This window comes from Ensifer sp. 22521 (assembly GCF_052044795.1).
Taxonomy (GTDB): domain Bacteria; phylum Pseudomonadota; class Alphaproteobacteria; order Rhizobiales; family Rhizobiaceae; genus Ensifer.
In genome coordinates, this window is the sequence record NZ_JBQENM010000008.1 from 206,735 (window position 1) to 230,506 (window position 23,772).

The 23,772-nt window shown below is 61.1% G+C and carries 17 protein-coding genes; 16 read left to right on the forward strand and 1 reads right to left on the reverse strand.

Annotated features, from left to right (window positions below; translation table 11 throughout):
• Window positions 1–14 precede the first annotated feature (14 nt).
• The 7 genes from rseP to lpxB all read left to right on the forward strand — a co-directional run bounded on the left by rseP (window position 15) and on the right by lpxB (window position 8,180).
• Window positions 15–1,148 (forward strand): RIP metalloprotease RseP, encoded by a 1,134-nt coding sequence (gene rseP, locus ACTJKE_RS14355; protein WP_110878339.1) that lies wholly within the window; start codon window positions 15–17, stop codon window positions 1,146–1,148.
• Between the two features lie 249 nt (window positions 1,149–1,397).
• Window positions 1,398–3,731 (forward strand): outer membrane protein assembly factor BamA, encoded by a 2,334-nt coding sequence (gene bamA, locus ACTJKE_RS14360; protein WP_058326632.1) that lies wholly within the window; start codon window positions 1,398–1,400, stop codon window positions 3,729–3,731.
• 47 nt (window positions 3,732–3,778) lie between these two features.
• A complete protein-coding gene (lpxD, locus tag ACTJKE_RS14365; protein ID WP_057255769.1) occupies window positions 3,779–4,846 on the forward strand; it encodes a UDP-3-O-(3-hydroxymyristoyl)glucosamine N-acyltransferase in 1,068 nt (355 codons plus the stop codon).
• Window positions 4,839–5,303: a 3-hydroxyacyl-ACP dehydratase FabZ gene (gene fabZ, locus ACTJKE_RS14370; RefSeq protein ID WP_057255771.1), complete on the forward strand. Its 465-nt coding sequence runs from the start codon at window positions 4,839–4,841 to the stop codon at window positions 5,301–5,303. The genes lpxD and fabZ overlap by 8 nt, the downstream gene beginning before the upstream one ends.
• A gap of 2 nt (window positions 5,304–5,305) precedes the next feature.
• Entirely contained in the window at window positions 5,306–6,115 is an 810-nt protein-coding gene (gene lpxA / locus ACTJKE_RS14375; RefSeq protein ID WP_093232411.1) for an acyl-ACP--UDP-N-acetylglucosamine O-acyltransferase, read from the forward strand.
• A 5-nt stretch (window positions 6,116–6,120) separates the two neighbouring features.
• Window positions 6,121–7,008 carry an LpxI family protein gene (locus ACTJKE_RS14380; RefSeq protein WP_057255775.1) on the forward strand — a complete coding sequence of 296 codons (888 nt, stop codon included), beginning with the start codon at window positions 6,121–6,123 and terminating at the stop codon, window positions 7,006–7,008.
• The gene (gene lpxB / locus ACTJKE_RS14385; RefSeq protein WP_112995901.1) at window positions 7,005–8,180 is read left to right on the forward strand and encodes a lipid-A-disaccharide synthase; all 1,176 of its coding nucleotides are present in this window, start codon (window positions 7,005–7,007) and stop codon (window positions 8,178–8,180) included. Before ACTJKE_RS14380 ends, lpxB begins: the two co-directional genes overlap by 4 nt.
• Before the next feature lie 211 nt (window positions 8,181–8,391).
• Here the strand turns inward: lpxB and gltA are convergent, their stop codons facing one another.
• Window positions 8,392–9,681, reverse strand: coding sequence for a citrate synthase (gltA, locus tag ACTJKE_RS14390; RefSeq protein WP_057255779.1), 1,290 nt, complete (start codon window positions 9,679–9,681; stop codon window positions 8,392–8,394).
• A 458-nt stretch (window positions 9,682–10,139) separates the two neighbouring features.
• On the opposite strand from gltA, the gene ACTJKE_RS14395 reads away from it, so the two are divergent.
• The 9 genes from ACTJKE_RS14395 to exoR all read left to right on the forward strand — a co-directional run bounded on the left by ACTJKE_RS14395 (window position 10,140) and on the right by exoR (window position 23,733).
• A complete protein-coding gene (locus ACTJKE_RS14395) occupies window positions 10,140–12,476 on the forward strand; it encodes a ComEC/Rec2 family competence protein (RefSeq protein ID WP_113131801.1) in 2,337 nt (778 codons plus the stop codon).
• A 185-nt stretch (window positions 12,477–12,661) separates the two neighbouring features.
• Window positions 12,662–13,735 (forward strand): tonB-system energizer ExbB, encoded by a 1,074-nt coding sequence (gene exbB / locus ACTJKE_RS14400; protein WP_058320609.1) that lies wholly within the window; start codon window positions 12,662–12,664, stop codon window positions 13,733–13,735.
• A gap of 3 nt (window positions 13,736–13,738) precedes the next feature.
• A complete protein-coding gene (gene exbD, locus ACTJKE_RS14405) occupies window positions 13,739–14,164 on the forward strand; it encodes a TonB system transport protein ExbD (protein ID WP_057255784.1) in 426 nt (141 codons plus the stop codon).
• A gap of 237 nt (window positions 14,165–14,401) precedes the next feature.
• Window positions 14,402–15,067 carry a protein-L-isoaspartate O-methyltransferase family protein gene (locus ACTJKE_RS14410; RefSeq protein ID WP_057255786.1) on the forward strand — a complete coding sequence of 222 codons (666 nt, stop codon included), beginning with the start codon at window positions 14,402–14,404 and terminating at the stop codon, window positions 15,065–15,067.
• Between the two features lie 286 nt (window positions 15,068–15,353).
• Window positions 15,354–16,724 (forward strand): TolC family outer membrane protein, encoded by a 1,371-nt coding sequence (locus ACTJKE_RS14415; protein WP_057255789.1) that lies wholly within the window; start codon window positions 15,354–15,356, stop codon window positions 16,722–16,724.
• A gap of 180 nt (window positions 16,725–16,904) precedes the next feature.
• Window positions 16,905–17,720 (forward strand): PopZ family protein, encoded by an 816-nt coding sequence (locus ACTJKE_RS14420; protein ID WP_057255791.1) that lies wholly within the window; start codon window positions 16,905–16,907, stop codon window positions 17,718–17,720.
• A gap of 122 nt (window positions 17,721–17,842) precedes the next feature.
• Complete coding sequence (locus ACTJKE_RS14425) at window positions 17,843–20,683, forward strand: valine--tRNA ligase (protein WP_057255793.1); 2,841 nt, start codon at window positions 17,843–17,845, stop codon at window positions 20,681–20,683.
• A 488-nt stretch (window positions 20,684–21,171) separates the two neighbouring features.
• Window positions 21,172–22,452 (forward strand): OmpP1/FadL family transporter, encoded by a 1,281-nt coding sequence (locus tag ACTJKE_RS14430; protein WP_065376932.1) that lies wholly within the window; start codon window positions 21,172–21,174, stop codon window positions 22,450–22,452.
• Between the two features lie 474 nt (window positions 22,453–22,926).
• The gene (exoR, locus tag ACTJKE_RS14435) at window positions 22,927–23,733 is read left to right on the forward strand and encodes an exopolysaccharide production regulator ExoR (RefSeq protein ID WP_058320613.1); all 807 of its coding nucleotides are present in this window, start codon (window positions 22,927–22,929) and stop codon (window positions 23,731–23,733) included.
• Window positions 23,734–23,772 lie beyond the last annotated feature (39 nt).

Below are 23,772 nucleotides of genomic sequence, written 5' to 3' on the forward strand. Positions count from 1 at the left end.
CTTGAGGAACGTTCATGACATATCTGCTTGATGCCTTTCAGCTTCTGACCGGCTACATCATTCCCTTCCTTCTCGTGCTGACCCTTTTGGTCTTCGTGCACGAGATGGGGCACTATCTCGTAGGCCGCTGGTCGGGAATCCGTATCCTCGCCTTCTCGATCGGTTTCGGTCCCGAACTTTTCGGTTGGACCGATCGGCACGGAACACGTTGGAAACTGTCGGTGATCCCGCTTGGTGGCTATGTCAAGTTCTACGGTGACGAGGACGCGGCGAGCGTGCCGGACTACAAGCGTCTGGAGGCAATCGCGCCGGAAGAGCGCGGCAAGACCTTCCTCGGCGCCAGGCTCTGGAAGCGGGCAGCGACGGTTGCCGCAGGGCCGATCGCCAACTTCATCCTCGCGATTGCCATCTTCGCCGTTCTGTTCTCCGTCTACGGACGCCAGGTCGCAGATCCCGTGGTTGCACGTGTGAACGAAAATAGCGCAGCCGCACAGGCAGGCGTTGTTCCGGGCGACCGCCTGATCTCGATCGACGGCTCGCCGGTGACGACCTTCGACGACGTTCGTCGCTACGTCAGCGTGCGCCCCGAGCTGAAGATCACCATCCGAATCGAACGCAACGGCGCGACACTCGATTTGCCGATGGTGCCCCAGCGGACGGAGCTCACCGACCAGTTCGGCAACAAGATGGAGATCGGCGTCATCGGTATCCTGACCGATCAGGAAGCCGGCAACTTCCGCACCGTCACCTATGGCCCGATCGAGGCCGTAGGGCAGGGCGTCCTGCAAAGCTGGCACGTCATTACGGGCACCTTCGACTACCTCGGCAATGTGCTGACCGGGCGGATGAAGGCGGACCAGATCGGTGGCCCGATCCGCGTCGCCAAGGTTTCCGGGCAGATGGCGACGCTCGGCATTCCATTCTTGCTGAATATCGCCGCGATCCTGTCAGTTTCCATAGGATTGCTTAACCTCATGCCCGTACCGGTGCTTGATGGCGGCCATCTGATGTTCTATGCGGTTGAGGCGTTGCGCGGGAAGCCTGTCGGTCCCGCCGCGCAGGATGTCGCCTATCGGATCGGCTTTGCCATGGTGCTGATGCTCATGGTCTTTGCCACCTGGAACGACATATCGATGTTCTTCGGCTAGCGTTCGGTCGGGGAAACGGCGAGGGGAATTCGGCGGATACTGTGAACGATTGGTTTTCAACGGCTTGCGAAGAAAGGTTTTGTTTACGATAACTCGAGGCTGTAGTGGCCGTTAAGCCACGGTTCGAATTGAAGTAAACAGAAATTAACGAGCTGGCTTGCTTGTATGGGAAAAGCGGTTAAAACGGCAACCGTGACCGGAGTCGGCACGAAACTGCCGCGCGACGTTTGGAAAAGGTAAGATTTGAACATGAAAGCTGGTTCAAGGTTTTTGAACGCGGTGTCGGCGGCTGCGCTGTCAACAAGCATTGTTGTTTCTGGCGCTGGTGTTGGGTTGCTCGCAGGCACGTCCGTCGCAGAAGCTGCGGTCATCAATCGTGTCGAAGTACGCGGGGCAACGCGCGTCAGCGCTGAGACGGTCCGTGCGAACATCACGATCGTTCCCGGCAAGGCCTTCAGCAACGCGGATATCGACGCTTCCGTGAAGCGCCTGTACTCCACGGGCTACTTCTCCGACGTCAGCATCAATGTCGCCGGCGGTACGCTGGTCGTCAGCGTGAGCGAGAATCAGCTGGTCAATCAGGTCGTCTTCAACGGCAACCGCAAGATCAAGGACGACAAGCTGCAGGGCGTCGTGCGCACGCAGCCGCTCGGCCCGTACAGCGAAGCGACGGTCGAAACGGATATCCAGTCCATCAAGGACGCCTACGCTGCCATCGGTCGCAGCGACATCACGGTGACGACGCAGGTTGTTCCGGTTGCCGAGGGACGCGTCAACCTTGCCTTCGTGATCAATGAAGGTGAGCGCACCAAGATCTCCCAGATCAATTTCGTCGGCAACGAAGCCTATAGCGACGGTCGTCTTCAATCGATCATCGCGACGAAGGAATCGGGCATCTTCTCGTTCATCACACGCAAGGATGTCTACAATCCGGACAAGCTTCGCGCCGACGAAGAGCTGCTGCGCCAGTTTTATTTCAACCGCGGCTACGCGGACTTCCAGGTCGTTTCCTCGGACGCGGCGCTCAATGAAGCGACGAACGAGTACACGGTGACGATCACCGTCGAAGAAGGTCCGCGTTATGATTTCGGCGCCGTCAATGTCGAATCGACCGTCGAGGGCGTCAATGCCGAAGAGCTGAAGGGGCTTATCCTCAGCCGCGAGGGCTCGGTCTATAAGGCCAAGGACGTTCAGGCGACGATGAGCGAGATTTCGCAGCGTGTCGCTTCGGCCGGATATCCTTTTGCGCGCGTCACGCCGCGCGGCAACCGCGACCTCGCCAATCACACGATCGCCGTCGACTACCTCGTCGATCAGGGCGAGCGTGCTTACGTCGAGCGCATCGAGATCCGCGGCAACACCCGTACACGTGACTACGTTATCCGTCGCGAATTCGACATGGGTGAAGGCGACGCCTTCAACCAGGAAATGGTTGCCCGCGCCAAGCGTCGGCTGGAGGCACTCGGCTACTTCTCGACCGTCAACATCTCGACCGCGCCGGGCAGCGCTGCCGACCGCGTCGTCGTGATTGTCGACGTGCAGGATCAGTCGACCGGTTCGTTCGGTATCGGTGCTGGTTACTCTGCGGGTAGCGGCGGCGGCTTCCTCGTCGAAGCGTCGATCGAAGAAAAGAACTTCCTTGGTCGTGGTCAGTACATCCGCGTCGCCGCCGGTCGCGGTGACGAGAGCCGGACCTACAACGTTTCGTTCACCGAGCCGTACTTCCTTGGCTATCGTCTGGCTGCCGGCTTTGACGTCTTCAAGAACGAGAACGACTTCGACGACGAGGACTACAGCTACGAAGATCAGGGCTTCAGCCTGCGCGTAACGGCGCCGATCACCGAAAATCTGTCGACCACGCTGCGCTACAACTTCACGCAGTTCGACTATAGCGGTAACGTCGCGAAGCTGTCGTCGCCCTACGTTCGTGCAGTTGAGGGTGGAAACTGGGTCCGTTCGTCGGTATCGCAGTCGATCACCTACAACACACTCGACGATCCCCAGCTGCCGCATGACGGCATCCTGGCGACCTTCACGCACGAGTTTGCAGGTCTTGGTGGCGACTCCGACTTCTACAAGATGACTGGTAAGGCCAAGTGGTACTACACGGTCAACGACGAGGCGGATATCATCGCGTCGCTTGCTGGTAGCGCCGGTCATGTCTTCGAAACCGGCAGCGATCTGCAGGTCTTCGACCAATTCCAGCTCGGCTCCAACGATATTCGTGGCTTCGAGCGCAACGGTATCGGTCCGCGCGATCAGGCGACGGGCGATGCGCTCGGCGGCACGACCTACTTTACGGCTTCGGCCGAAGCGTCGTTCCCGCTTCCGGGCATCCCGCGTGACAGCGGCTTCCGCGGTGCGGTCTTCGCCGATGCCGGTACGCTCTACAGCAACAAGGTCGCGACCCTTCCCTCTGAAACGGTGCAGGGCAACGACGCGTCGCTGCGTGCATCGGTCGGTATCGGCCTGATCTGGGCTTCGCCGTTCGGTCCGCTGCGTGTTGACTATGCTTGGCCGGTTGCCAAGGAAGACTTCGACCGGGTACAGAACCTGAAGTTCGGTATTTCCTCGTCGTTCTGATAAAAAGCAGTCCAGAACTGCCGGAAAAAGATCGTTCTGGAGTGTCCATGGAACAGAACTGGTTTTTTCCGCCCCATAAAGGGATTCGTCTGGGTGACCTGGCGAATCAAATTGGGGCGGAGTTGAGCAATGGTGCGGTCGCCGACTGCACCATTCATTCTGTAGCGCCAGTCTATCGGGCCAAGCCCGGCGACGTCTGCTACATGTTGTCTCGCAAGAGCCGAGCCGAGCTTGATACCTGTCAGGCATCCGCGATCATCTGCGACAAGACGATCTTCAGCCTTGTGCCTGCCCATATCCCAGTCCTGCTGGCGGCTCGCCCGCATACGGCCTTCGCCCTTGCCGGCACCTTGCTGCACGAGGCGGCGATGCGTCCTGCGCGCAACACCAGCCTCAAGGGCGTGGCACCGGGTGCTTTCGTGGATCCGACCGCGCGTCTGGAAGACGATGTCGAGGTCGAGCCGACGGCGGTCGTCGGGGCTGGCGCCGAAATCGGCCGCGGCACCCGCATCGCTGCCGGCGCCGTCATCGGGCCGGGCGTGCGCATCGGCCGTGACTGTACGATTGCCTCTGGCGCAAGCGTGCTCTGTGCTCTCGTCGGCAACAGCGTGATCATCCATCCCGGCGCCCGTATCGGGCAGGATGGTTTTGGTTATGCGCCCGGGCCGAAAGGCGGAATGATCAAGATCGTTCAGGTCGGGCGCGTGATCATTCAGGATCATGTCGAGATCGGCGCCAACACGACGATCGACCGCGGCACGATGGATGACACGGTGATCGGCGAGGGGACGAAGATCGACAATCTCGTCCAGGTCGGCCACAACGTGCGCATTGGCCGTTATTGTGGCATCGTCGCCCAAGTGGGCATTGCAGGCAGCACAAAGATCGGCGACGGCGTGATGATCGGCGGTGGCAGTGGCGTCAACGGCCACATCACGGTCGGTGATGGCGTACAGATCGCCGCGATGAGCGGCGTGGCGAGCGATGTTCCCGCCGGCGAACGTTATGGCGGTATTCCGGCGCGCCCGATGCGCGATTTCCTGCGCGATGTCGCGGAGATGGCGATGCGGGCAAGCGACAGACAGAAAAAGAAGAAGGGCGGCGCGAATGAGTGAGGCAGCAACGGTTCTCGGTACGGCGGACATTCAGGAAATTCTGAAACTGCTCCCGCATCGCTACCCATTTCTGCTCGTCGATCGGATCATCGAGATCGACGGCGACAATTCGGCGATCGGCATCAAGAACGTCTCGGCGAACGAACCGCATTTCACCGGTCACTTCCCCGAACAGCCGATCATGCCTGGCGTTTTGCTTGTCGAGGGCATGGCCCAGACGGCCGGTGCGATCTGTGCCCGCAAGGTGGGTAGCGGAACGAACCTCGTCTATTTCATGACCATCGACAATGCGCGCTTCCGCAAGCCGGTCGTTCCCGGCGATCGCGTCGAATTCCATGTCGTGAAGCAGAAGCAACGCGGCAATATCTGGAAATTTCACTGTGACGCAAAAGTTGACGGGCAACTGGTCGCAGAAGCTGATATCGGCGCGATGATCGTCAGCAAGGAAGACGCCTGAACATGATTGCAGCAACAGCGAAGATCCACCCGTCCTCGATTATCGAAGACGGCGCTGCGATCGGCGAGAACGTCAAGATCGGCCCTTTTTGCCACGTGGGGCCGAAAGTCGTTCTTGGCGACGATGTCGAGCTTCACAGTCATGTCGTGGTCACCGGCCGTACGACGATCGGCACGGGAACCAAAATTTTCCCGCAGGCGGTGATCGGCGCCGATTCGCAGAGCGTTCATCATAGCGCCGTCGATACGGAACTGTTGATCGGTGCGAATTGCACGATCCGCGAAGGCGTGACGATGAATACGGGCACCGTCGAACATGGCGGACAGACGGTCATTGGCGACAACAATCTCTTCCTGGCCTATTCGCACGTGGCGCATGATTGCCGGCTCGGCAACCATATCATCCTGTCGAACAACGTGATGTTGGCGGGCCATGTCACGGTCGAAGACCGCGCCATTCTTGGCGGCGGCTGCGCCGTGCATCAGTTTACCCGTGTCGGCCGTCAGGCGTTTGTCGGGGGCCTCTCCGCCGTCAGCTACGACGTCATTCCCTACGGTATGCTCAACGGCAATCCGGGCATACTGAGCGGGCTGAACGTCGTAGGTATGACGAGGGCCGGGATCGACCGCGCGACGATCCACGTCGTTCGCCGCGCCTACAAGCAGATCTTTGAAGGCCCGGAGTCGATCCGCGCCAATGCTGCGGCCATTCGCGAAGAATATGCCGACTGCGCACCGGTCGTCGAAATCCTCGATTTCATCGCGGCCGAGAGCGACCGGGCACTATCGTCGCCGTCTCGCGGCAAGGCGTGAGCGTGATGTCGGCTGCTGCGAGCCACGCAGCGACCGGCGGTCGGCTCGCAATCATCGCCGGCGGTGGCGCGCTACCGCACCACGTAGCCGAAGCTGTGCGCGCGCGCGGCGAAGATCCATTCATCATCGCATTGTCGCGAGAGGCGGAAGAAGCCGATTGGGTCGGCTTCGATCATTCCGTGCTGGGGATCGGCGACTTCGCCAATATCAGCCGAACCTTCAAGGAAGAGGGGATCGATCGGGTCGTCCTGTCGGGTTGGGTTCGCCGCCGGCCGGAATGGCGTGACATTCGCCCGACGCTGAGAACGCTGGCAAAGATCCCGGCCGTCTTGAAGACGCTGGTGTCCGGTGGAGACGACGCCGTCCTGCGCATGGCGATGGCACTGATCGAAGCAAGCGGCGCCCATGTCATCGGCGTTCATGAAGTGGTGCCCAATCTCCTGGCAGAACCGGGGCCGATCGGGGCGGTTACACCTGATGCCGACGATCGCCGCGACATCGAGGCGGGCATCGCTGCCGCCAACGCGCTCGGCGCGCTCGATGTGGGGCAGGGTGCTGTGGCCGTCGGTGGGCGCGTCGTGGCGCTGGAGGGCGCTGAGGGTACCGATTCTATGCTGGAGCGTGTCGTCGCCTTGAAGGCCGAGGGCCGTGTCTCTTCGCGCCGGCGAGGGGTCCTCGTCAAGCTTTGCAAGCCCGGGCAAGATTTGCGCGCCGACCTCCCGTCGATCGGACCGTCGACCGTTGCACTTGCAGAAAAGGCCGGTCTCGCCGGCATTGCGGTCGAAGCAGGCAGGGCTCTGGTCCTGGAGCGCGGCAACGTGATTGATGTCGCCAATCGCGCTGGTCTGTTTGTCGCCGGTGTCGAACGATCGGCCAAGGGAGCCGAGCGATGAGCGCATCCAGCTACAAGCTTGCAGTCATTGCAGGCGAGGTTTCCGGCGATCTCCTGGGCGCCGATCTCGTCCGGGCGCTTCGAACGCAAAGCAGCAGCACGATAGAGCTCGTCGGTGTCGGCGGCGAGGCGCTGGAGGCGGAGGGCCTTCGATCGCTCTTCGACTATTCCGAACTATCGATCATGGGCTTCACCCAGGTCCTGGCACGATTGCCGAAGCTCATTATGCGCATTCGCCAGACGGCAAAGGCGATCATCGCCGCGCGTCCCGACGCGTTGCTGATCATCGACAGCCCGGACTTTACCCACCGCGTGGCACGGAAGGTCCGAGCGGCGCTGCCGGATGTGCCTGTCATCAACTATGTCTGCCCGAGCGTCTGGGCCTGGAAGCCGGAACGCGCGCCGCGCATGCGTGGCTATGTTGATCACGTCTTGGCCGTGTTGCCGTTCGAACCGCAGGCGATGGAGAAGCTGCAGGGCCCGCCGACGACCTATGTCGGCCACCGCCTCGCAAGCGATGCGAATGTGCTCGCGGTTCGGGCAAACCGCCAGCAGCGCCTTGTCGGCGCCATCGATGGGCGGGTCGCGACGTGCCTCCTTCTGCCGGGCTCCCGTTCGAGTGAGGTCGGCCGTCTGTTGCCGACCTTCGGCCGGGTGGTTGAGGAGCTTGCCGGCCGACATCCCGGCATTCGCTTCCTGTTGCCGACCGTTTCGCGGCAGGAAAAGCTGGTGCGCGAAATCACGGCATCCTGGCCCATCCAGCCGGAGATCACCGTAGGGACGGCGGAAAAGTGGGCCGCTTTCGATCGGGCCGATGCGGCGATCGCTGCCTCGGGAACGGTTCTCCTGGAACTGGCGCTTGCCGGCGTTCCCGTCGTTTCAACCTACGATCCCGATTTCCTGGTGAAGCTCTTGCACAAGCGCATCCGCATCTGGAGCGGCGCGCTGCCGAATTTGATCGCAGACTTCCCCATCGTGCCGGAATACTTCAGCGAGTCCATCCGCCCTGGTGCCTTGACGCGTTGGATGGAGCGGCTTTCCGGTGCAACGGCGCAACGCGCCTCGATGCTGGATGGCTATGCACTGGTGCAACAGCGCATGGCGACAACTCATCCGCCTGGTGAGAAGGCAGCCGAGATTGTTCTTGGCTATCTCAAGAGGAATAACAGGTGAGCTTCAAGTTCATTGAGCGAGCGCGATGCTCTCTCGATGCGTCGACGTCGTCGAAAATGTGCGCAAGGATCCCGCCGGCGGAGCCGGTTTGGGACCGGCATTGCTTGCGGCCAGCCCGATGGTGGACGGGGTTCGAACCGATGTTCCCGGACCTACAAAATAAAAGCCCGGTCAGCGATGACCGGGCTTCGTTTTTCTTGGCTGATACCGATCAGCGCTTGGAGACCGGCACGTAGTCGCGCTGCGGGGCGCCGACATAGAGCTGGCGCGGACGACCGATGCGCTGTTCCGGATCTTCGATCATCTCGTTCCACTGCGCGATCCAGCCGACGGTGCGGGCGAGCGCGAAGAGCACGGTGAACATGGTGGTGGGGAAGCCCAGCGCCTTCAGCGTGATGCCGGAGTAGAAGTCGATGTTCGGGTAGAGCTTCTTCTCGATGAAGTACTCGTCGGTCAGCGCGATGCGCTCGAGTTCCATCGCGACTTCGAGCAGCGGATCGTCCTTGTGGCCGAGTTCCGCCAGCACTTCATGCGTGGTCTTCTGCATGATCTTGGCGCGCGGATCGTAGTTCTTGTAGACGCGGTGGCCGAAGCCCATGAGGCGGAACGGATCGTTCTTGTCCTTGGCGCGCGCAATGAACTCCGGAATGCGGTCGGCCGTGCCGATTTCAGCGAGCATGTTGAGCGCCGCTTCGTTGGCGCCCCCGTGGGCCGGGCCCCAGAGGCAGGCGATACCGGCAGCAATGCAGGCGAACGGGTTTGCGCCCGACGAGCCGGCCAGACGGACCGTCGAGGTCGACGCGTTCTGCTCGTGGTCGGCGTGCAGGATGAAGATACGGTCCATGGCGCGCGACAGAACCGGGTTGACGACATATTCCTCGCACGGAACGGCGAAGCACATGCGCAGGAAGTTCGAGGCGTAGTCCAGGTCGTTCTTCGGGTAAACGAAGGGCTGGCCGATGTGGTACTTGTAGGCCATTGCCGCGATCGTCGGCATCTTGGCGATCATGCGCAGCGAGGCAACCATGCGCTGATGCGGATCGGTGATGTCGGTCGAGTCGTGGTAGAAGGCCGAAAGTGCGCCGACGCAGCCGCACATGACGGCCATCGGATGCGCGTCGCGGCGGAAGCCGGTAAAGAAGCGCGACATCTGCTCATGCACCATGGTGTGGTGCGTGACCCGATAATCGAAGTCGGCCTTCTGTGCCTTCGTCGGCAGTTCGCCGTAGAGCAGCAGGTAGCAGACCTCGAGGAAGTCGCCATGTTCTGCAAGCTGCTCGATCGGGTAGCCGCGGTGCAGGAGCACGCCTTCGTCGCCGTCGATATAGGTGATCTTGGATTCGCACGACGCCGTTGACGTGAAGCCCGGGTCGTAGGTGAACATTTTCGTCTGCTTGTAGAGCGAGCCGATGTCCACGACGTCAGGGCCGATGGACCCCGATCGCACCGGAAGATCCGCAGACTTTCCATCGAGTGTTACAACCGCGGTTTTTTCAGTCATCGGACCCTCCGTCTTATGGCAACGTGACATAGAGACATGCCACGACAATGAACGTTGCGAATTTGCTATATGATTTATTTTCGACTGCCAAGCTGTACGAAAGGCAAATTGTGCGATGCGAAAATGTGCATATGGCGACGCAACAATGGCATGTTACGGCAATAAGTCCAAGGAGATCAATAATCTCGTCGGATGATGGTGCGGTACCATTCTATATAGGTTTGCCGCTTTTTTCAGCAGATAGCGCGTCGGTTGCGGTTATGTGCCTTTGGTTGCATGATCGGCCGGGTATTCCGGGGAAAGAGCGCTGGCGCAATGAGCGATACTGAAAGGCGGCAGGCGTCGCAGGACGCTGAGCGCGGCAGCTTCATGTTGTCCGGTTCCGATGCCGCCACTGCCGTTACAGTCTTTGCTCCCAATCGCCGCGCGGCTTGCTTTCGACACAGGTGCGCCGCGGCATGTCGACGCTCTCGGCGCGTCTCGGTCCGCGCGCGGTCAAGGCGTCGGTCGCCTCCGCAATCGAGGAAGAACGCGCATTCGGTCACGGTTTTGTGTTGATACCGGTGCTGCTGGTCTCAGGCGTCCTCACCTGGCTGTCGCTCCCTTTTGACGTCGGAATTGTCAAACTTGCACTGCTGCTTTGCGTTTTCGGCATGGCGGCGGTGGCATGCGTCGGAAAATTTGCACGGCTGCGGGTGCCGCTGATTGGGGCGACACTGTTTGTGGCGGGAATGGTGCTGGTCGCGGCCGAGACGGCGCGGATCGATACGATCGTCCTCGACGCACCGGTGACGACGAACGTGCGGGGTGTGGTGTTTTCGCGTGAGCAGGACGACCGGGGCCAGTGGCGCTACGGGGTCGAGATCCACGAGACGACCAGGCCGCGCCTGCGCCGTCAACCGACGAAAGTCACGCTGGTGGCGCGGGGCCGGGAAGATCCGCTGCCGATAGGTGCGACCATCGAGGGCAGGGCGCGGCTGTCTCCGCCCTCCGGTCCGGCATTGCGGGGTTTGAACGACTTCGCGTTTGACAGCTACTTCCGGGGTATCGGTGCAGTCGGGTTTTTCTACGGTTCGCCCACGGGCGGAAAAGCGCCTGCGACCGGAGAATCGGAAGCGGCCTCTTCCTTTGGTTCATCCCTGGCGACCAGCATCGCCGCGATGCGGGAGGCCGTCGGAGAGCGCATCCGTGCATCGATCGGCGGCGACACGGGAGCGCTTGCGGCAGCGCTGGTGACCGCGGAAGAGCGGGCAATCAGCCGTGAGACGGTCGAGGTGTTGCGGCAAGCCGGGCTTGCGCATGTGCTGGCGATCTCCGGCCTCAACATGGCGCTTGCCGCCGGGACCTTTCTGATTGGCGCCCGCACCGTTCTCAGCATGATCCCTGGCCTAGCGCATCGTGTGCCGATCAAGAAGGTTGCGGCTACCGGCGCACTGCTGATGGTTTGCCTCTACATTCTCATCTCCGGGGGAGCGGTGTCGGCATTGCGCGCCTGGATCATGATTTCCATCATGCTCGTGGCGGTGTTTTTCGATCGTATGTCGATCAGCCTGCGCAACGTTGCCCTCGCGGCGATCGTCATCGTCGCCACAACGCCGTCTGCGGTTGCTGGGCCGGGTTTCCAGATGTCGTTCGCTGCGACCCTTGCGCTCGTTGCCGGCTATGCGCGCTGGCGCGAGCGACGGGAGACGGAGGTACCGACGGCGGCGAGGCAGGGCAAGGGAAGGGGCCCGGTCACCGGCGTGATCGCCGGTGTTGTCATCACCTCTCTCATCGGCGGTTTGGCGACATCGGTCTATTCGATCGCCTATTTTCACCGGTTGCCGGCCTATGGCCTGCTTGCCAATGTTCTCACGATGCCGGTGATCAGCATTGTGATCATGCCGTTCGGCCTGTTCGCCATGCTTCTGATGCCACTGGGACTTGAACACTATCCATTGATGGCGATGGCATGGGGCCTCGACCGGATGCTCGACATCGCCCGCTTCGTAACCTCTCTCGACGGTGAGATCGTCACGGGTCGCATCGGGCATTTCGGCTTTGCGCTGATTGCCGCAGGCGGTGTTCTCGTCTGTGTGTTGCGGAGCTGGCTGGCCCTGTCGGGAGCGGTATTGATCAGCGTCGGTCTCGTCAGCCTCGCAGTCGAGCACGATCGTCTGCCCGATGTCGTGATTGCCGAGGATGGTCGCCTCGTCGGCCTCGTTGCGAACGGCGCGATAGCAACCAACAGGATGCGCCCGTCGGATTTCGTGTTTTCGCAATGGCAACGGGCCCTCGCGGTGGAAAACCACCTCAAGCCAGCGATGCTTCCGCCGCCGGCAGCTGCCGATCCTTACCCGGCTACGGAGCCGGCCGGGAAGGGCGCTCCGCCGCTCGACCAGGAAAAACAGGCCGCGATCCGCGCGGATCTGTCGTCGGCGATCGAGGCGAATGCTGCGGGTGTCTTCATCTGCCGGGAAAAGCAATGGTGTGCGGCGCGCAACGGCTACGGCTGGACGATCCTTGCCATCGAGAACCCGCGGCTCTTTCCGGCCTTGTGCGACCAGGCGGATCTTGTAGTGACTGCGGCGCGGGTCGATGGCGCGGCGTGCCCGACCAACCGCGCCCGTATTGTGAATGCGCAGACGCTGCGTCGCACGGGCGCAATCGAAATTCGAGCGCAGTCGGATACGGAGCACGCGCCGCCCGCAATGCAGTTTCGAACGGCATTCACGGCCCTTGCCCGCCCATGGGAACGGCACCGCGCGTATGACTGGCGGACCGGTTCTTTCATGGACGTTTCGCCAGATTTCTGACCGCAGTCACCGGTCGCGCCCTGAGCGGGCGGGTTGCGAAATTATTCTTGATTGATAAACTCCACAAATCCTTGTCATTCCGCTCCCCTTTGCGTAAAGAGCCCGAAAGCACGCAAGGGATGTGACGGGTGGCGGCAATCCCTTCGCTCTGAAATGACGAAACGGACCAGTACGTGAGGAACAAGATGCCGAACCGAGCCCGATCGACGATCAATCTGCTGGCAGCCGCAATGCTGGGTCTGTCATCGGCTGCTATGCCCGTGGTTGCGTTCGCTCAGTCAGCGAGTGAAGGGGCATCGTCAGCCCCGGCTACGAACGGCACTCAGGGCACTGTCGCACAATCTCCCACGCCGACGCCGGTCGTAGAGGGCCAGACGGCAACCGGCAGCGCACCGGTAAACCAGGCGACGCCGATCACTCAGGTGCAGCCCGCACCACAAGCCGCGTCGCCGGAGACTGCCCCCCTTGCTGTCGAGGGCACTGCCGTTGCGACCGAAGGTGCGGCGAACCCGGTGCTGCCGCACGATCTGTCGCCGATCGGTATGTTCATGGCGGCGGACCTTGTCGTCAAAAGCGTTATGGTCGGCCTGGCAGTGGCGTCCATTGCCACCTGGGCGATCTTCCTGGTCAAGGCACTCGAGCTTTTCAGCGCCAAGGCGCGCCTCAAGCGGGCGGTGCGTCTCCTGTCAGCCGCTAACGGTCTGGCTGATGTCAATACTGCATTCGACGGGAAGTCGGGCCCAGCACCTGAGATGGTGGCTGCGGCGATCGACGAGATGGTGCGTTCGGAAGCGGTTGTCGACCATGCGCCTGCGAGCGGTATCAAGGAACGCGTCTCTTCGCTGCTGACCCGCATCGAGGTTCGCGCCGGCAAGCGCATGACGAGCGGCACCGGTATTCTGGCCTCGATCGGCTCGGTCGGACCGTTCGTCGGCCTCTTCGGCACGGTTTGGGGGATCATGAATTCCTTCATCGGCATCAGCAAGGCGCAGACGACCAATCTCGCGATCGTCGCACCCGGCATTGCCGAAGCGCTGCTCGCCACTGCTATCGGCCTTGTTGCGGCAATTCCAGCGGTGGTGATCTACAACTATTTCGCACGTGCAGTGGGTGGCTACAAGGTGATCCTTGCCGATGCTGCGGCCGCCGTTGAACGGCTCGTCAGCCGCGACCTCGACCACCGCATGGTCCGCAAGGCGCAGCCCCGCCGGCAGGAAGGCTTCGTCCATGCCGAAACGACCATCGCACGGATCGGGTGACCCATGGCCGGAAAAGTAAGCCAGGACGGCGGCGATCTGGACGAGAACAGCGAAATCAACGTCACGCCCTTCATCGACGTCATGCTCGTGCTGCTGATCATCTTCATGGTGGCGGCGCCGCTTGCCACGGTGGATATGAAGGTGGATCTGCCTCAATCGGCGGCAAAGCCAGCGCCGCGCGACGACAAGCCGGTCTTCGTGACCTTGAAGGCCGATCTGGCGCTGGCCATCGGCAACGAGGAAACGGCGCGTGAGACCTTCGCCGACGAGCTGAAGCGCCTGACGGAGGGCAACACCGAGACGCGTGTCCTGCTCCGGGCCGACAAGGCCGTGGACTACGGCGAGCTGATGACGGTCATGAACCTCATCCAGAACGCCGGCTACACCAAGATCGCCCTCGTGGGCCTGGAAGGCGCACCCGGGCGCTGAGTTTGCCCGCGGTCCACGTGCCAGCAATGCGTCGCGCCCATGTCCGCGCGTCGCCGCCATGATCGATCAGGGCTCTTCTTCCCCGTTTTTCCGGCGCAATTTGCCGCTGTCGCTTGAATCCCGCGGGGCGGCGATTTAAGAGCTTACGTCAAAGGCTTTCCGTTGAGAGCCACAAGACGATCGCGCGGGCTTCTCCGAAAAGCGGCGCCGCGCCTATCCGGATACGAGGGCACCAGCATGAATTTCGAAGCAGCGCGCACCAAGATGGTGGACAACCAGATCCGGACCACGGATGTGACGTCTCACTCGGTCTTGTCCGCCTTCCTCACCGTGCCGCGCGAGGAGTTCGTGCCCGCGAAGATGAAGGAGCTCGCGTATATCGACACCGACATCGCGCTTGACGCCGCCAACGGCGGAGGGCCGCGCTTCCTGATGGAGCCGTCGCCGCTTGCCAAGCTTCTGCAGCTCGCCGAGATCGCCAAGTCCGACGTCGTGCTCGAGATCGGTTGCGGTACCGGCTATGCCTCGGCACTGCTTTCCCTGATTGCTGGTTCCGTCGTCGCGCTCGAAAGCGATCAGGGTCTTGCCGCCACCGCGACCGAAACGCTGGCACGTCTCGGCTATGACAATATCGCCGTCGTCACCGGCGAACTCGAGAAGGGCTACGCTGCCGAAGCGCCTTACGATGTCATCTTCGTTCACGGTGCGGTGGAAGTGTTGCCTGCGGCTCTGTTCGAGCAGTTGCGTGATGGCGGCCGACTCGTGGTGGTCGAAGGATTTGGCAACGCTTCGCGCGCTAAACTCTATGTGCACGAGCACGGAAAAACCTCCGAGCGTGCCGACTTCAACACTGCGGTGAAGCCGCTTCCCGGCTTCCGCCGCGAGCAGGAATTTGTTTTTTGAGGTCCCGCTTATTGAGGGATATCAACATTTGAATGTACTGCTAAAATAACAATGTTGCCAATTCGCAACGCGGTACTTGTTTCTTTTTGAAATGCCTGCGCAGAGTAGGGCTGCGCAGTTGTCGGAATTTGGAATCCGGGTTTCAAAGAGTGCAGTGGTAGTGATTTGCTCACCAGTGGGCGGTGTGAGCGCTCATCGCCGTGTCTAGGCAGCGCCGTTTTGTAACGAGGACAGCGCTGCGGGAAATGAGGGCAGGCTTTGCCGCCCCCGATCGGAGAGAGAAGTAATGGTGTCGATTGTCCGCAAAGCGGCCCTGTGGGCCGCCGTCTCGACGAGTGTGCTGCTTGCCCCGCACGCAGTACTGGCCGAGACGATCTTCGGCGCAATGGCCAAAGCCTACGCAAACAACCCGGATCTGAACGCTGCGCGGGCGGGGCTGCGCGCCACCGACGAGAGCGTACCGATCGCCAAGTCCGGCTTTCGCCCCCAGGTGGCTGGTTTCGCCAGCGGGACGCTTTCGACCATCGACAGGGAGAGTTCCGGAACTCAGGACGTTCACCAGGGGCAGGTCGGCATCTCCATAACGCAGATGGTCTTTGATGGCTTTCAGACGCTGAACAATGTTCGCGCGGCCGAATCGAATGTGTTTGCCACCCGCGAATCGCTGCTCGCCAACGAGATGCAGATCCTGCTTTCGGCGGCGACCATCTATTCCAATATCGCCCGCGATCAGCAGCTCGTGTCGATCCGCAAGCAGAACATCGCGTTCCTTCAGGAACAGGTGAACGCCGCGAAGGCGCGGCTTGATGTGGGTGAGGGCACCCGTACGGACGTGAGCCTGGCAGAGGCTTCGCTCGCCAACGCGCAGTCGCAGCTTATCGTCGCTGTTGCGCAGCTGAAGCAGAGCGAAGCGACCTATGTGCGGATCGTCGGCGACTTGCCGAAGAACATCAAGCAGGCGTCTCCCGCATCGAAGAGCCTGCCGCGCTCGCTCGACCAGGCGGTCGCAAGCGGCCTGCGCGACCACCCGACCATTCTGGCGGCGCAGTACTCGGTTGATTCGGCCGGTTACCAGGTGAAGTCGGCTGAGGGCACGATGCTGCCCGGCGTGACGCTTCAGGGACAGGTCGGCCGCACCACTGGCAATGTCGGTGATGGCATCGACAGCAACACATCGAGCATCACTGCTCGCCTCGAAGTCCCGATCTATCAGGGCGGCCTCGAATACGGCCAGATCCGGCAGGCGAAGGAACGCCTGGGGCAGCAGCGCATTCTGGTTGATTCGGCGCGAGCATCGATTCAGGAAACGATTGTTTCGGCCTACGCACAGCTCGAAGCAGCGATCGCGCGTATTTCCGCCAACAAGGCGCAGATCTCTGCCGCCAAGCTGGCACTGGATGGCGTCATTGAAGAGCGCAAAGTCGGCCAGCGCACGACCCTCGACGTTCTCGATTCGCAGCAGGACGTGCTGCAGGCGCAGGAACTCCTGGCGCTTGCGCAGCGCGATGCGGTCGTCGCGAGCTATACCTTGCTTGCAGCCTCCGCGAGGCTGACCGTGAAGAGCCAGGGTCTGCAGGTGGCCGAATATCGCGCCGAAGAACATTACGAGGCGGTCAAGGATAAATGGTTCGGTCTTCGAACCGTCGACGGTCGCTAAAGAAAACGCCCCGGTCTCCCCGGGGCGTTTCTATTTTTCCCCCTGAAAACAAATCTGTGCAAGGATCTGAGTGGCTGATTCGTGGCGTATGTTTCGTCCGCGAACTCACATAAGGTTTGTCGGAAATCGGCGCATGTCCTGTTTTGAAACACATGCCGGCCGCGTCAAACGGGGATAGAAATGGCACAGCTCAATGTCGCGCGTGAACCTTCGATGGATGAGATCCTGGCATCCATTCGCAAGATCATCGAGAGCAATGAGCCTGGGCAGGCCGGGCTTTCGCCGCAGGAGCATTTCGAGGACGAGGCGGGTGACGAGATCGAGCTGACGATCGACAGCGAGATCGAGACCGTAGCCTTCGGGCGGCGCGAGGAATCTGCCGAAACATCGAGGCCCGCCCCCGCGGCTCCTGCCGTAGAGCTTTCCATCGTCTCGTCCGAGGCCAGCGCGTCGGTTGCACAGCCGCCGCTTTCGCTGGCTGATGTCGCAGCACGCGTTCGTGCGGCTTCGGAGCGTCACGCAACGGGGTTTGCCCCGCGCGAAACGCAGCCAGTCGCGCCAGCGCCGGCGATCCAGGACAGCCCCGTCGTAACGTCGCGCATGGCCGCGGTATCAGCGCCCAAGGCTCCGGCCGTTCAGTCGATCGTGGCCCCAGAAACACACGAGGATGCGGAAGCCGTCGCTGCCCCAGAGCCATCGGAGCGTCGCGACAGCGTCGAATCGCCAGCGCCGGCGCCGGCGCCCGTGATCGACACGGTGGCCCCCGAGAAGGCGATCGCAGCCATCGTCTCTCCGGAAGTCGGCCGGAAGGTCGCGCAGTCCTTCGACAACCTCGCTCTCGCGGTCGATCAGGGCGCAAGGCGCTCGTTCGACGAAATCGCCCAGGAAATGCTGCGGCCGATGCTACAGGAATGGCTGGACGACAATCTGCCGACACTCGTCGAACGGCTGGTTCGCGAGGAAATCGAGCGTGTTGCCCGCGGGCCGCGTCGCTGAAATTCAGATCTTTTGATGCGTGGGGCCGCGGCGACCGTCGCGGCTTTTTGCGTTCGTGTTGACTTGCACCGGCCGTTCCGGTTTACAAGACACAGACATCACTCTCCAAAATTGGCTCCAAAATGCTTGATAAGACCTACGATTCCGCATCCGTCGACCCACGTATCGCCAAGAAGTGGGACGAAGAAAACGCGTTTCGTGCAGGCGCGGGTGCCAAGCCCGGCGCCGATAGCTTCTGCATCGTGATCCCGCCGCCGAACGTAACCGGTTCGCTGCACATGGGCCACGCGCTCAACAACACGCTTCAGGACGTCATGGTTCGCTTCGAGCGCATGCGCGGCAAGGACGTGCTGTGGCAGCCGGGCATGGACCATGCCGGTATTGCGACCCAGATGGTCGTCGAGCGCAAGCTGATGGAAACCCAGCAGCACCGTCGGCAGATGGGGCGCGAGGCCTTCATTGAGAAGGTCTGGGAGTGGAAGGCCGAATCCGGCGGCTTGATCTTCAATCAGTTGAAGCGGCTCGGCGCATCCTGCGACTGGTCGCGTGAACGCTTCACCATGGACGACGGCCTCTCGGAAGCCGTTCTGGAGGTCTTCGTCTCGCTCTACAAGGAAGGGCTGATCTACAAGGACAAGCGCCTGGTCAACTGGGACCCGAAGCTTCTGACGGCGATTTCCGATCTGGAGGTCGAGCAGCACGAGATCAACGGCAATCTCTGGTATCTGCGCTATCCGCTCGAACCGGGTGTCACCTATGAACATCCGGTTGCCTTCAATGAGGAAGGCAAGGCGACCGAATGGGAGAAGCGCGACTATCTGGTCGTCGCGACCACCCGCCCGGAAACGATGCTCGGGGACAGCGGCATTGCCGTCAACCCGGACGACGAGCGCTATAAACCGCTCCTCGGCAAGCATGTCATCCTGCCGATCGTCGGCCGGCGCATTCCGGTTGTCGCCGACAGCTATGCGGATCCGACGGCCGGCACCGGCGCGGTGAAGATCACGCCTGCGCACGACTTCAACGACTTCGACGTCGGCAAGCGCGCAGGCCTCAGCGCGATCAACGTCATGACGATCGAAGGTCGCATCACCATCAAGGACAACGAGGAGTTCCTCGAAGGGCTTTCCGATCCGGCAGCCCTGCATGGTGCGTGGGACGAACTCGAAGGCAAGGACCGCTTCGAGGCGCGCAAGATCATCGTCCGCATCTTCGAAGAGGCTGGCCTGCTCGACAAGATCGAGCCGCACAAGCACATGGTCCCCCATGGCGACCGTGGCGGCGTGCCGATCGAGCCGCGCCTGACGGAACAATGGTACGTCGACGCCAAGACGCTCGCGAAGCCTGCGATTGCCGCCGTCAAGGAAGGCCGGACGAACTTCGTTCCGAAGAACTGGGAAAAGACCTACTTCGAGTGGATGGAAAACATCCAGCCCTGGTGCGTCTCGCGCCAGCTCTGGTGGGGGCATCAGATCCCGGCCTGGTACGGCCCGGATGGTCAGGTCTTCGTCGAGAAGACCGAGGAAGAGGCGCTGCACGCCGCGATCCAGCACTATCTCGCGCATGAAGGCCCGATGAAGGCCTATGTCGAGGACCTGCTCGAAAACTTCAAGCCGGGCGAAATCCTGACTCGCGACGAAGACGTGCTCGACACCTGGTTCTCGTCGGCGCTCTGGCCGTTCTCCACGCTCGGCTGGCCGAACGAGACGCCGGAACTGGAGAAGTACTATCAGACCGACGTCCTGGTGACAGGCTTCGACATCATCTTCTTCTGGGTCGCCCGCATGATGATGATGGGCCTGCACTTCATGAAGGATGCCGACGGCACCCCGGTCGAGCCGTTCCATACGGTCTACGTCCATGCGCTCGTTCGCGACAAGAACGGCCAGAAGATGTCGAAGTCGAAGGGCAACGTCATCGACCCGCTCGAACTTATCGACGAATATGGGGCCGACGCACTGCGCTTCACGCTGGCGATCATGGCTGCCCAGGGCCGCGACGTGAAGCTCGATCCCGCCCGCATCGCCGGTTATCGCAACTTCGGCACGAAGCTCTGGAACGCGACGCGTTTTGCCCAGATGAACGGCGTGGTCGACAGCGACGGTTTCATCCCCGAAGCCGCGTCGCTTACCATCAACCGCTGGATCCTGACGGAGCTTTCGCGCACCATCCGCGACGTCACCGAGGCGATCGAGGCCTATCGTTTCAACGAAGCCGCCGGCAGTCTCTATCGTTTCGTCTGGAACCAGTTCTGCGATTGGTATCTCGAACTGCTGAAGCCGGTCTTCAACGGCGAGGACGAGGCGGCCAAGCGCGAGTCGCAGGCCTGCGTCGCCTATGTTCTCGATGAGATCTACAAGCTGCTGCACCCGTTCATGCCGTTCATGACCGAGGAACTCTGGGGGCAGACGGCAGGCGAGGGCCGCGAACGCGAGACGCTGCTCTGCCACGCCGAATGGCCGGCGGCTTCCTATGCCGATGATGCGGCCGCCGATGAGATCAATTGGCTGATCGACCTAGTCTCAGGCATCCGCTCCGTCCGTTCGGAGATGAATGTTCCGCCGGCAGCAACCGCGCCGCTGATTGTCGTCGGTGCGAACAATCTGACGCGCGAGCGCCTGCAGCAGCATGCTCCGGCGATTGCGCGCCTGGCGCGTGTCGAACACATCGACTATGCGACTGTCGCCCCGCGCGGCAGCGCCCAGATCGTTGTGGGCGAGGCGACCGCGTGCCTGCCGCTTGGCAACCTGATCGATCTCTCCGCCGAGAAGTCGCGCCTGGAGAAGGCGATCGCCAAGGTGGATGCGGAGCGCGAGCGTATTCTTGGCAAATTGGCCAATGAAAAGTTCGTCGCGAACGCAAAACCGGAACTGGTGGAAGCGGAGCGTGAGCGCCTGGTGGAACTCGATCTTCAGAAAGATTCGCTTGGCGTCGCGCTCACGCGCGTGGCGGAAGCCGGTTAGGAAGCACGCTAAGGGTGCAACCGCCCACCGGGTTGATCGGCCAAGGAATTCAAAATCCGCGACAGGTCCGTCGCGGATTTTTTATTTTAGTATGATTTTATATACTTACCGAGGCGCGCTTTGCGATCGAATCGCTGAGCTGAATACTGTCGGCTGTTCACGAAATCGCTTGGCATCGGCCGGCGGAGTTTCAACGGCCATTTTTGTTGATCTCCAGCAAAAACCAATATTGTTGTTTCCGCGACACAGCTTTCGCGGGTGTTGGAAGTTTGTCCTATTTTATTGGCTTATTTACCTATTTTTCGGAATATCATTTCGGAAATGCGCGAATGTGTCTAAATCATGAGAATCTTACGTAAATTATGTGACGCATAGTGCCGCACCGACTCTGCATCTGGCATTTGCGATTTCACATGTTCGTGAGAATACTTCCGCCACACGCGGCATGAGGTGGAATGTCGCAGATTGCAGTGCAGGGGAGGAGCTTGATGGCTCACATGAATTTTAAGCGTGGCGTCCTGACGGTGGCGGCTGGTTTGCTGTTTGCGTCGGCGGCCCACGCCGGCGGTCTTGAGCGCGGTGGTTACAACATCGATCTGCTGTTCGACCCGTCGGACTACGCCGGTGAAGCTTCGGCGACCTACGTCAATCCGCAGCGCGAACTGAAGAATGTCAGAGACACGGATACGACGTCTGCGGTTTTCCCGTTTAATGGAACGGGGCCGGGTGCTGGCGGTGGTAACTTGAATTCCCGACCGAATACCGCCGACGATACCGAGAGCTATTGGGTTCCGCGCGTTGGGGTCAAGGCGCGCTTTGCTGACGATATCGACTGTATGGCCGACTATTCGCAGCCCTGGGGTGCGCATACCAACCCGGGCCTCAACTGGGCCGGTGCAAACAACAACGTCGAGACGAAGGTCGAAAGCGACAACTACGCCGCAACCTGCTCCTATAAATGGGACGTCGGCCAAGGTCAGTTCCGCATCATCGGCGGCGTCTTCTACCAAGAGGTCAGCGGCTTCAAGGAGCGGTTGGTTCAGGATTTCACGGGCGTGCCACCGGTATTGGCCGCCGGGCGTACCGGCATCGGTCGGCTGGATCTCGAGGGGGATGGTTGGGGCTGGCGCGCTGGCGTCGGCTACGAAATTCCTGAATACGCAGTGCGGGCGAGCCTCGTCTACAACAGTGCCGTGGACCTCGACAACCTTGCGGGAACGATCGACCTGCGTGACGTTCGCGGGCCGGCTCCGGTTAACTTCTATGGGGTCTCCGGCTTTGCATCGATGCCGGATTCACTCGAATTGAAGATTCAGTCCGGTATTGCGCCCGACTGGGTCGCCTTCGGCTCGGTCAAATGGACGGATTGGAGCCAACTCCAGGTTCTCAAGTTTTGCCCTTCGTCGGGCGGAACCCTGGCTCAGCCCTGCACCTCGCTTGACCTGCTTTATCGAGACGGCTGGACGATTTCAGGCGGCTTTGGTCACAAGTTCAACGATCAGTGGAACGGCGCTATTAGCCTGACCTGGGACCGCGGTACCAGCCACGGCTATGGCACTCAGTCCGATACTTGGTCGCTTGGCTCGGGTGTATCCTATTCGCCAAACAAGAATATCGAGCTTCGACTGGCTGGTGCAGTGGGCATCCTGACGAGCGGCAGTTCGGGCCCCGTTAACTTCGACGGGCAGGTTATCGGCGGCGATGTGTCCTACGACTACGGTAACGATTTCTTCGGCGCCATATCGACGTCCCTTAAGGTCAAGTTCTGATCCTTCGCCAATCTGAGTGTTTGGGCCCGGTTTCGACCGGGCCTTTCTTTTTGATGTGGAACTGTTCGCTGTTGCCTTTGCACCGTTCGCTAATGTGACGATTCAGCAACACATTTAATGCTAGAGTTTGCTAGCATCGGACTCGTCCCGGCTATGTCCATTTCCCGCCACAAACAGGGAGCAGCGATAGTAGGGACAAACCTGCAACCGTGAAAACGAAACCTGCGGCGTTTGGTGTGAAGTGAAACTTGGACCGTCGATGTTCATGTCAGATGTGGCCTTCGGCACTTTTGTGCAAGTGGTCGACTGAAATGGTCTTTTCGGTGCATGTGTCGAAGTTTCGTTCTGGAATGGTGCGTCGATGTTCTCGGCGGAATTGGTGAAGTTTTGGGCGGCGACGGGTCGTCCGGGCGTTTGTGTTTGCAGCGGTGATGAGTTCGGCGTGGCCGGCTGGAACGGAAGAATTAGACTGTGATGCTTGCGGGTGAACTGAAGTCACTGAAGGTTGCGATACTCGGCGTGTCGCTGGCGGTCTGCGGGACCAGCACCATGCCGGCCCTTGCCTTTGATCCGGGGGCAGGCGTCACGAAGGAATCCGGTCCCTTCGCGCTCTTCAAGTTCGGTTTCTCCGCTTACAAGAACGGCCGCAAGGACGAGGCCGTCGAGGCCTACAAATACGCTGCGGAGAAGGGGCATACCGGCTCCCGCTGGGCTCTGGCCAACATGTATGCCTATGGCGACGGTGTCGCCGAAAACGACCTCGAGGCCTTCAAGATCTACAGCGAGATCGCCCAGCAGGGTGTGGAGCCGGGTTCTGAGGATACCGGCTATTTCGTCAACGCGTTGATCTCTCTTGCCGGCTACTACCGACGCGGCATTCCCGACAGCCCGATCCAGTCGGATATGGCCCAGGCGCGGCAGCTCTATTTCCAGGCGGCGTCGACCTTTGGTGTCGCTGAGGCGCAGTTCCAGCTTGCGCGCATGCTGCTGTCGGGCGAGGGCGGTAGCGTCAACGTTCAGCAAGCCAAGAAGTGGCTCAACCGTGCCCGCAAGAGCGGCCATGCCGGTGCCATGGGTGTCTTCGGCAACGTAATCTTCCAGGAAGGCCAGACCATTCGCGGTCTCGCCTATATGACCGCCGCGCTCGATCAGTGTTCGCCGAAGGATCGGCCCTGGCTCCAGTCGATGCAGGAGCAGGCATTCTCGCTTGCCACCGAAGATGATCGCCGTACGGCAATCTCGCTTTCGCAGAATCTACATATGCAGGGCGACGACGACTGAGTTCGCCGCGCGGCTACTCCTCAGCCAGCACCGAATAGC

Coding starts and splice junctions, on each gene's coding strand:
- ACTJKE_RS14415 (WP_057255789.1), top strand. CDS start 15,354: ATGGTGTCGATTGTCCGCAAAGCGGCCCTGTGGGCCGCCGTCTCGACG.
- fabZ (WP_057255771.1), top strand. CDS start 4,839: ATGAGTGAGGCAGCAACGGTTCTCGGTACGGCGGACATTCAGGAAATT.
- ACTJKE_RS14410 (WP_057255786.1), top strand. CDS start 14,402: ATGAATTTCGAAGCAGCGCGCACCAAGATGGTGGACAACCAGATCCGG.
- ACTJKE_RS14380 (WP_057255775.1), top strand. CDS start 6,121: ATGTCGGCTGCTGCGAGCCACGCAGCGACCGGCGGTCGGCTCGCAATC.
- ACTJKE_RS14430 (WP_065376932.1), top strand. CDS start 21,172: ATGGCTCACATGAATTTTAAGCGTGGCGTCCTGACGGTGGCGGCTGGT.
- ACTJKE_RS14420 (WP_057255791.1), top strand. CDS start 16,905: ATGGCACAGCTCAATGTCGCGCGTGAACCTTCGATGGATGAGATCCTG.
- rseP (WP_110878339.1), top strand. CDS start 15: ATGACATATCTGCTTGATGCCTTTCAGCTTCTGACCGGCTACATCATT.
- exbD (WP_057255784.1), top strand. CDS start 13,739: ATGGCCGGAAAAGTAAGCCAGGACGGCGGCGATCTGGACGAGAACAGC.
- exoR (WP_058320613.1), top strand. CDS start 22,927: ATGCTTGCGGGTGAACTGAAGTCACTGAAGGTTGCGATACTCGGCGTG.
- ACTJKE_RS14395 (WP_113131801.1), top strand. CDS start 10,140: ATGTCGACGCTCTCGGCGCGTCTCGGTCCGCGCGCGGTCAAGGCGTCG.
- gltA (WP_057255779.1), bottom strand. CDS start 9,681: ATGACTGAAAAAACCGCGGTTGTAACACTCGATGGAAAGTCTGCGGAT.
- lpxB (WP_112995901.1), top strand. CDS start 7,005: ATGAGCGCATCCAGCTACAAGCTTGCAGTCATTGCAGGCGAGGTTTCC.
- exbB (WP_058320609.1), top strand. CDS start 12,662: ATGCCGAACCGAGCCCGATCGACGATCAATCTGCTGGCAGCCGCAATG.
- lpxA (WP_093232411.1), top strand. CDS start 5,306: ATGATTGCAGCAACAGCGAAGATCCACCCGTCCTCGATTATCGAAGAC.
- bamA (WP_058326632.1), top strand. CDS start 1,398: ATGAAAGCTGGTTCAAGGTTTTTGAACGCGGTGTCGGCGGCTGCGCTG.
- ACTJKE_RS14425 (WP_057255793.1), top strand. CDS start 17,843: ATGCTTGATAAGACCTACGATTCCGCATCCGTCGACCCACGTATCGCC.
- lpxD (WP_057255769.1), top strand. CDS start 3,779: ATGGAACAGAACTGGTTTTTTCCGCCCCATAAAGGGATTCGTCTGGGT.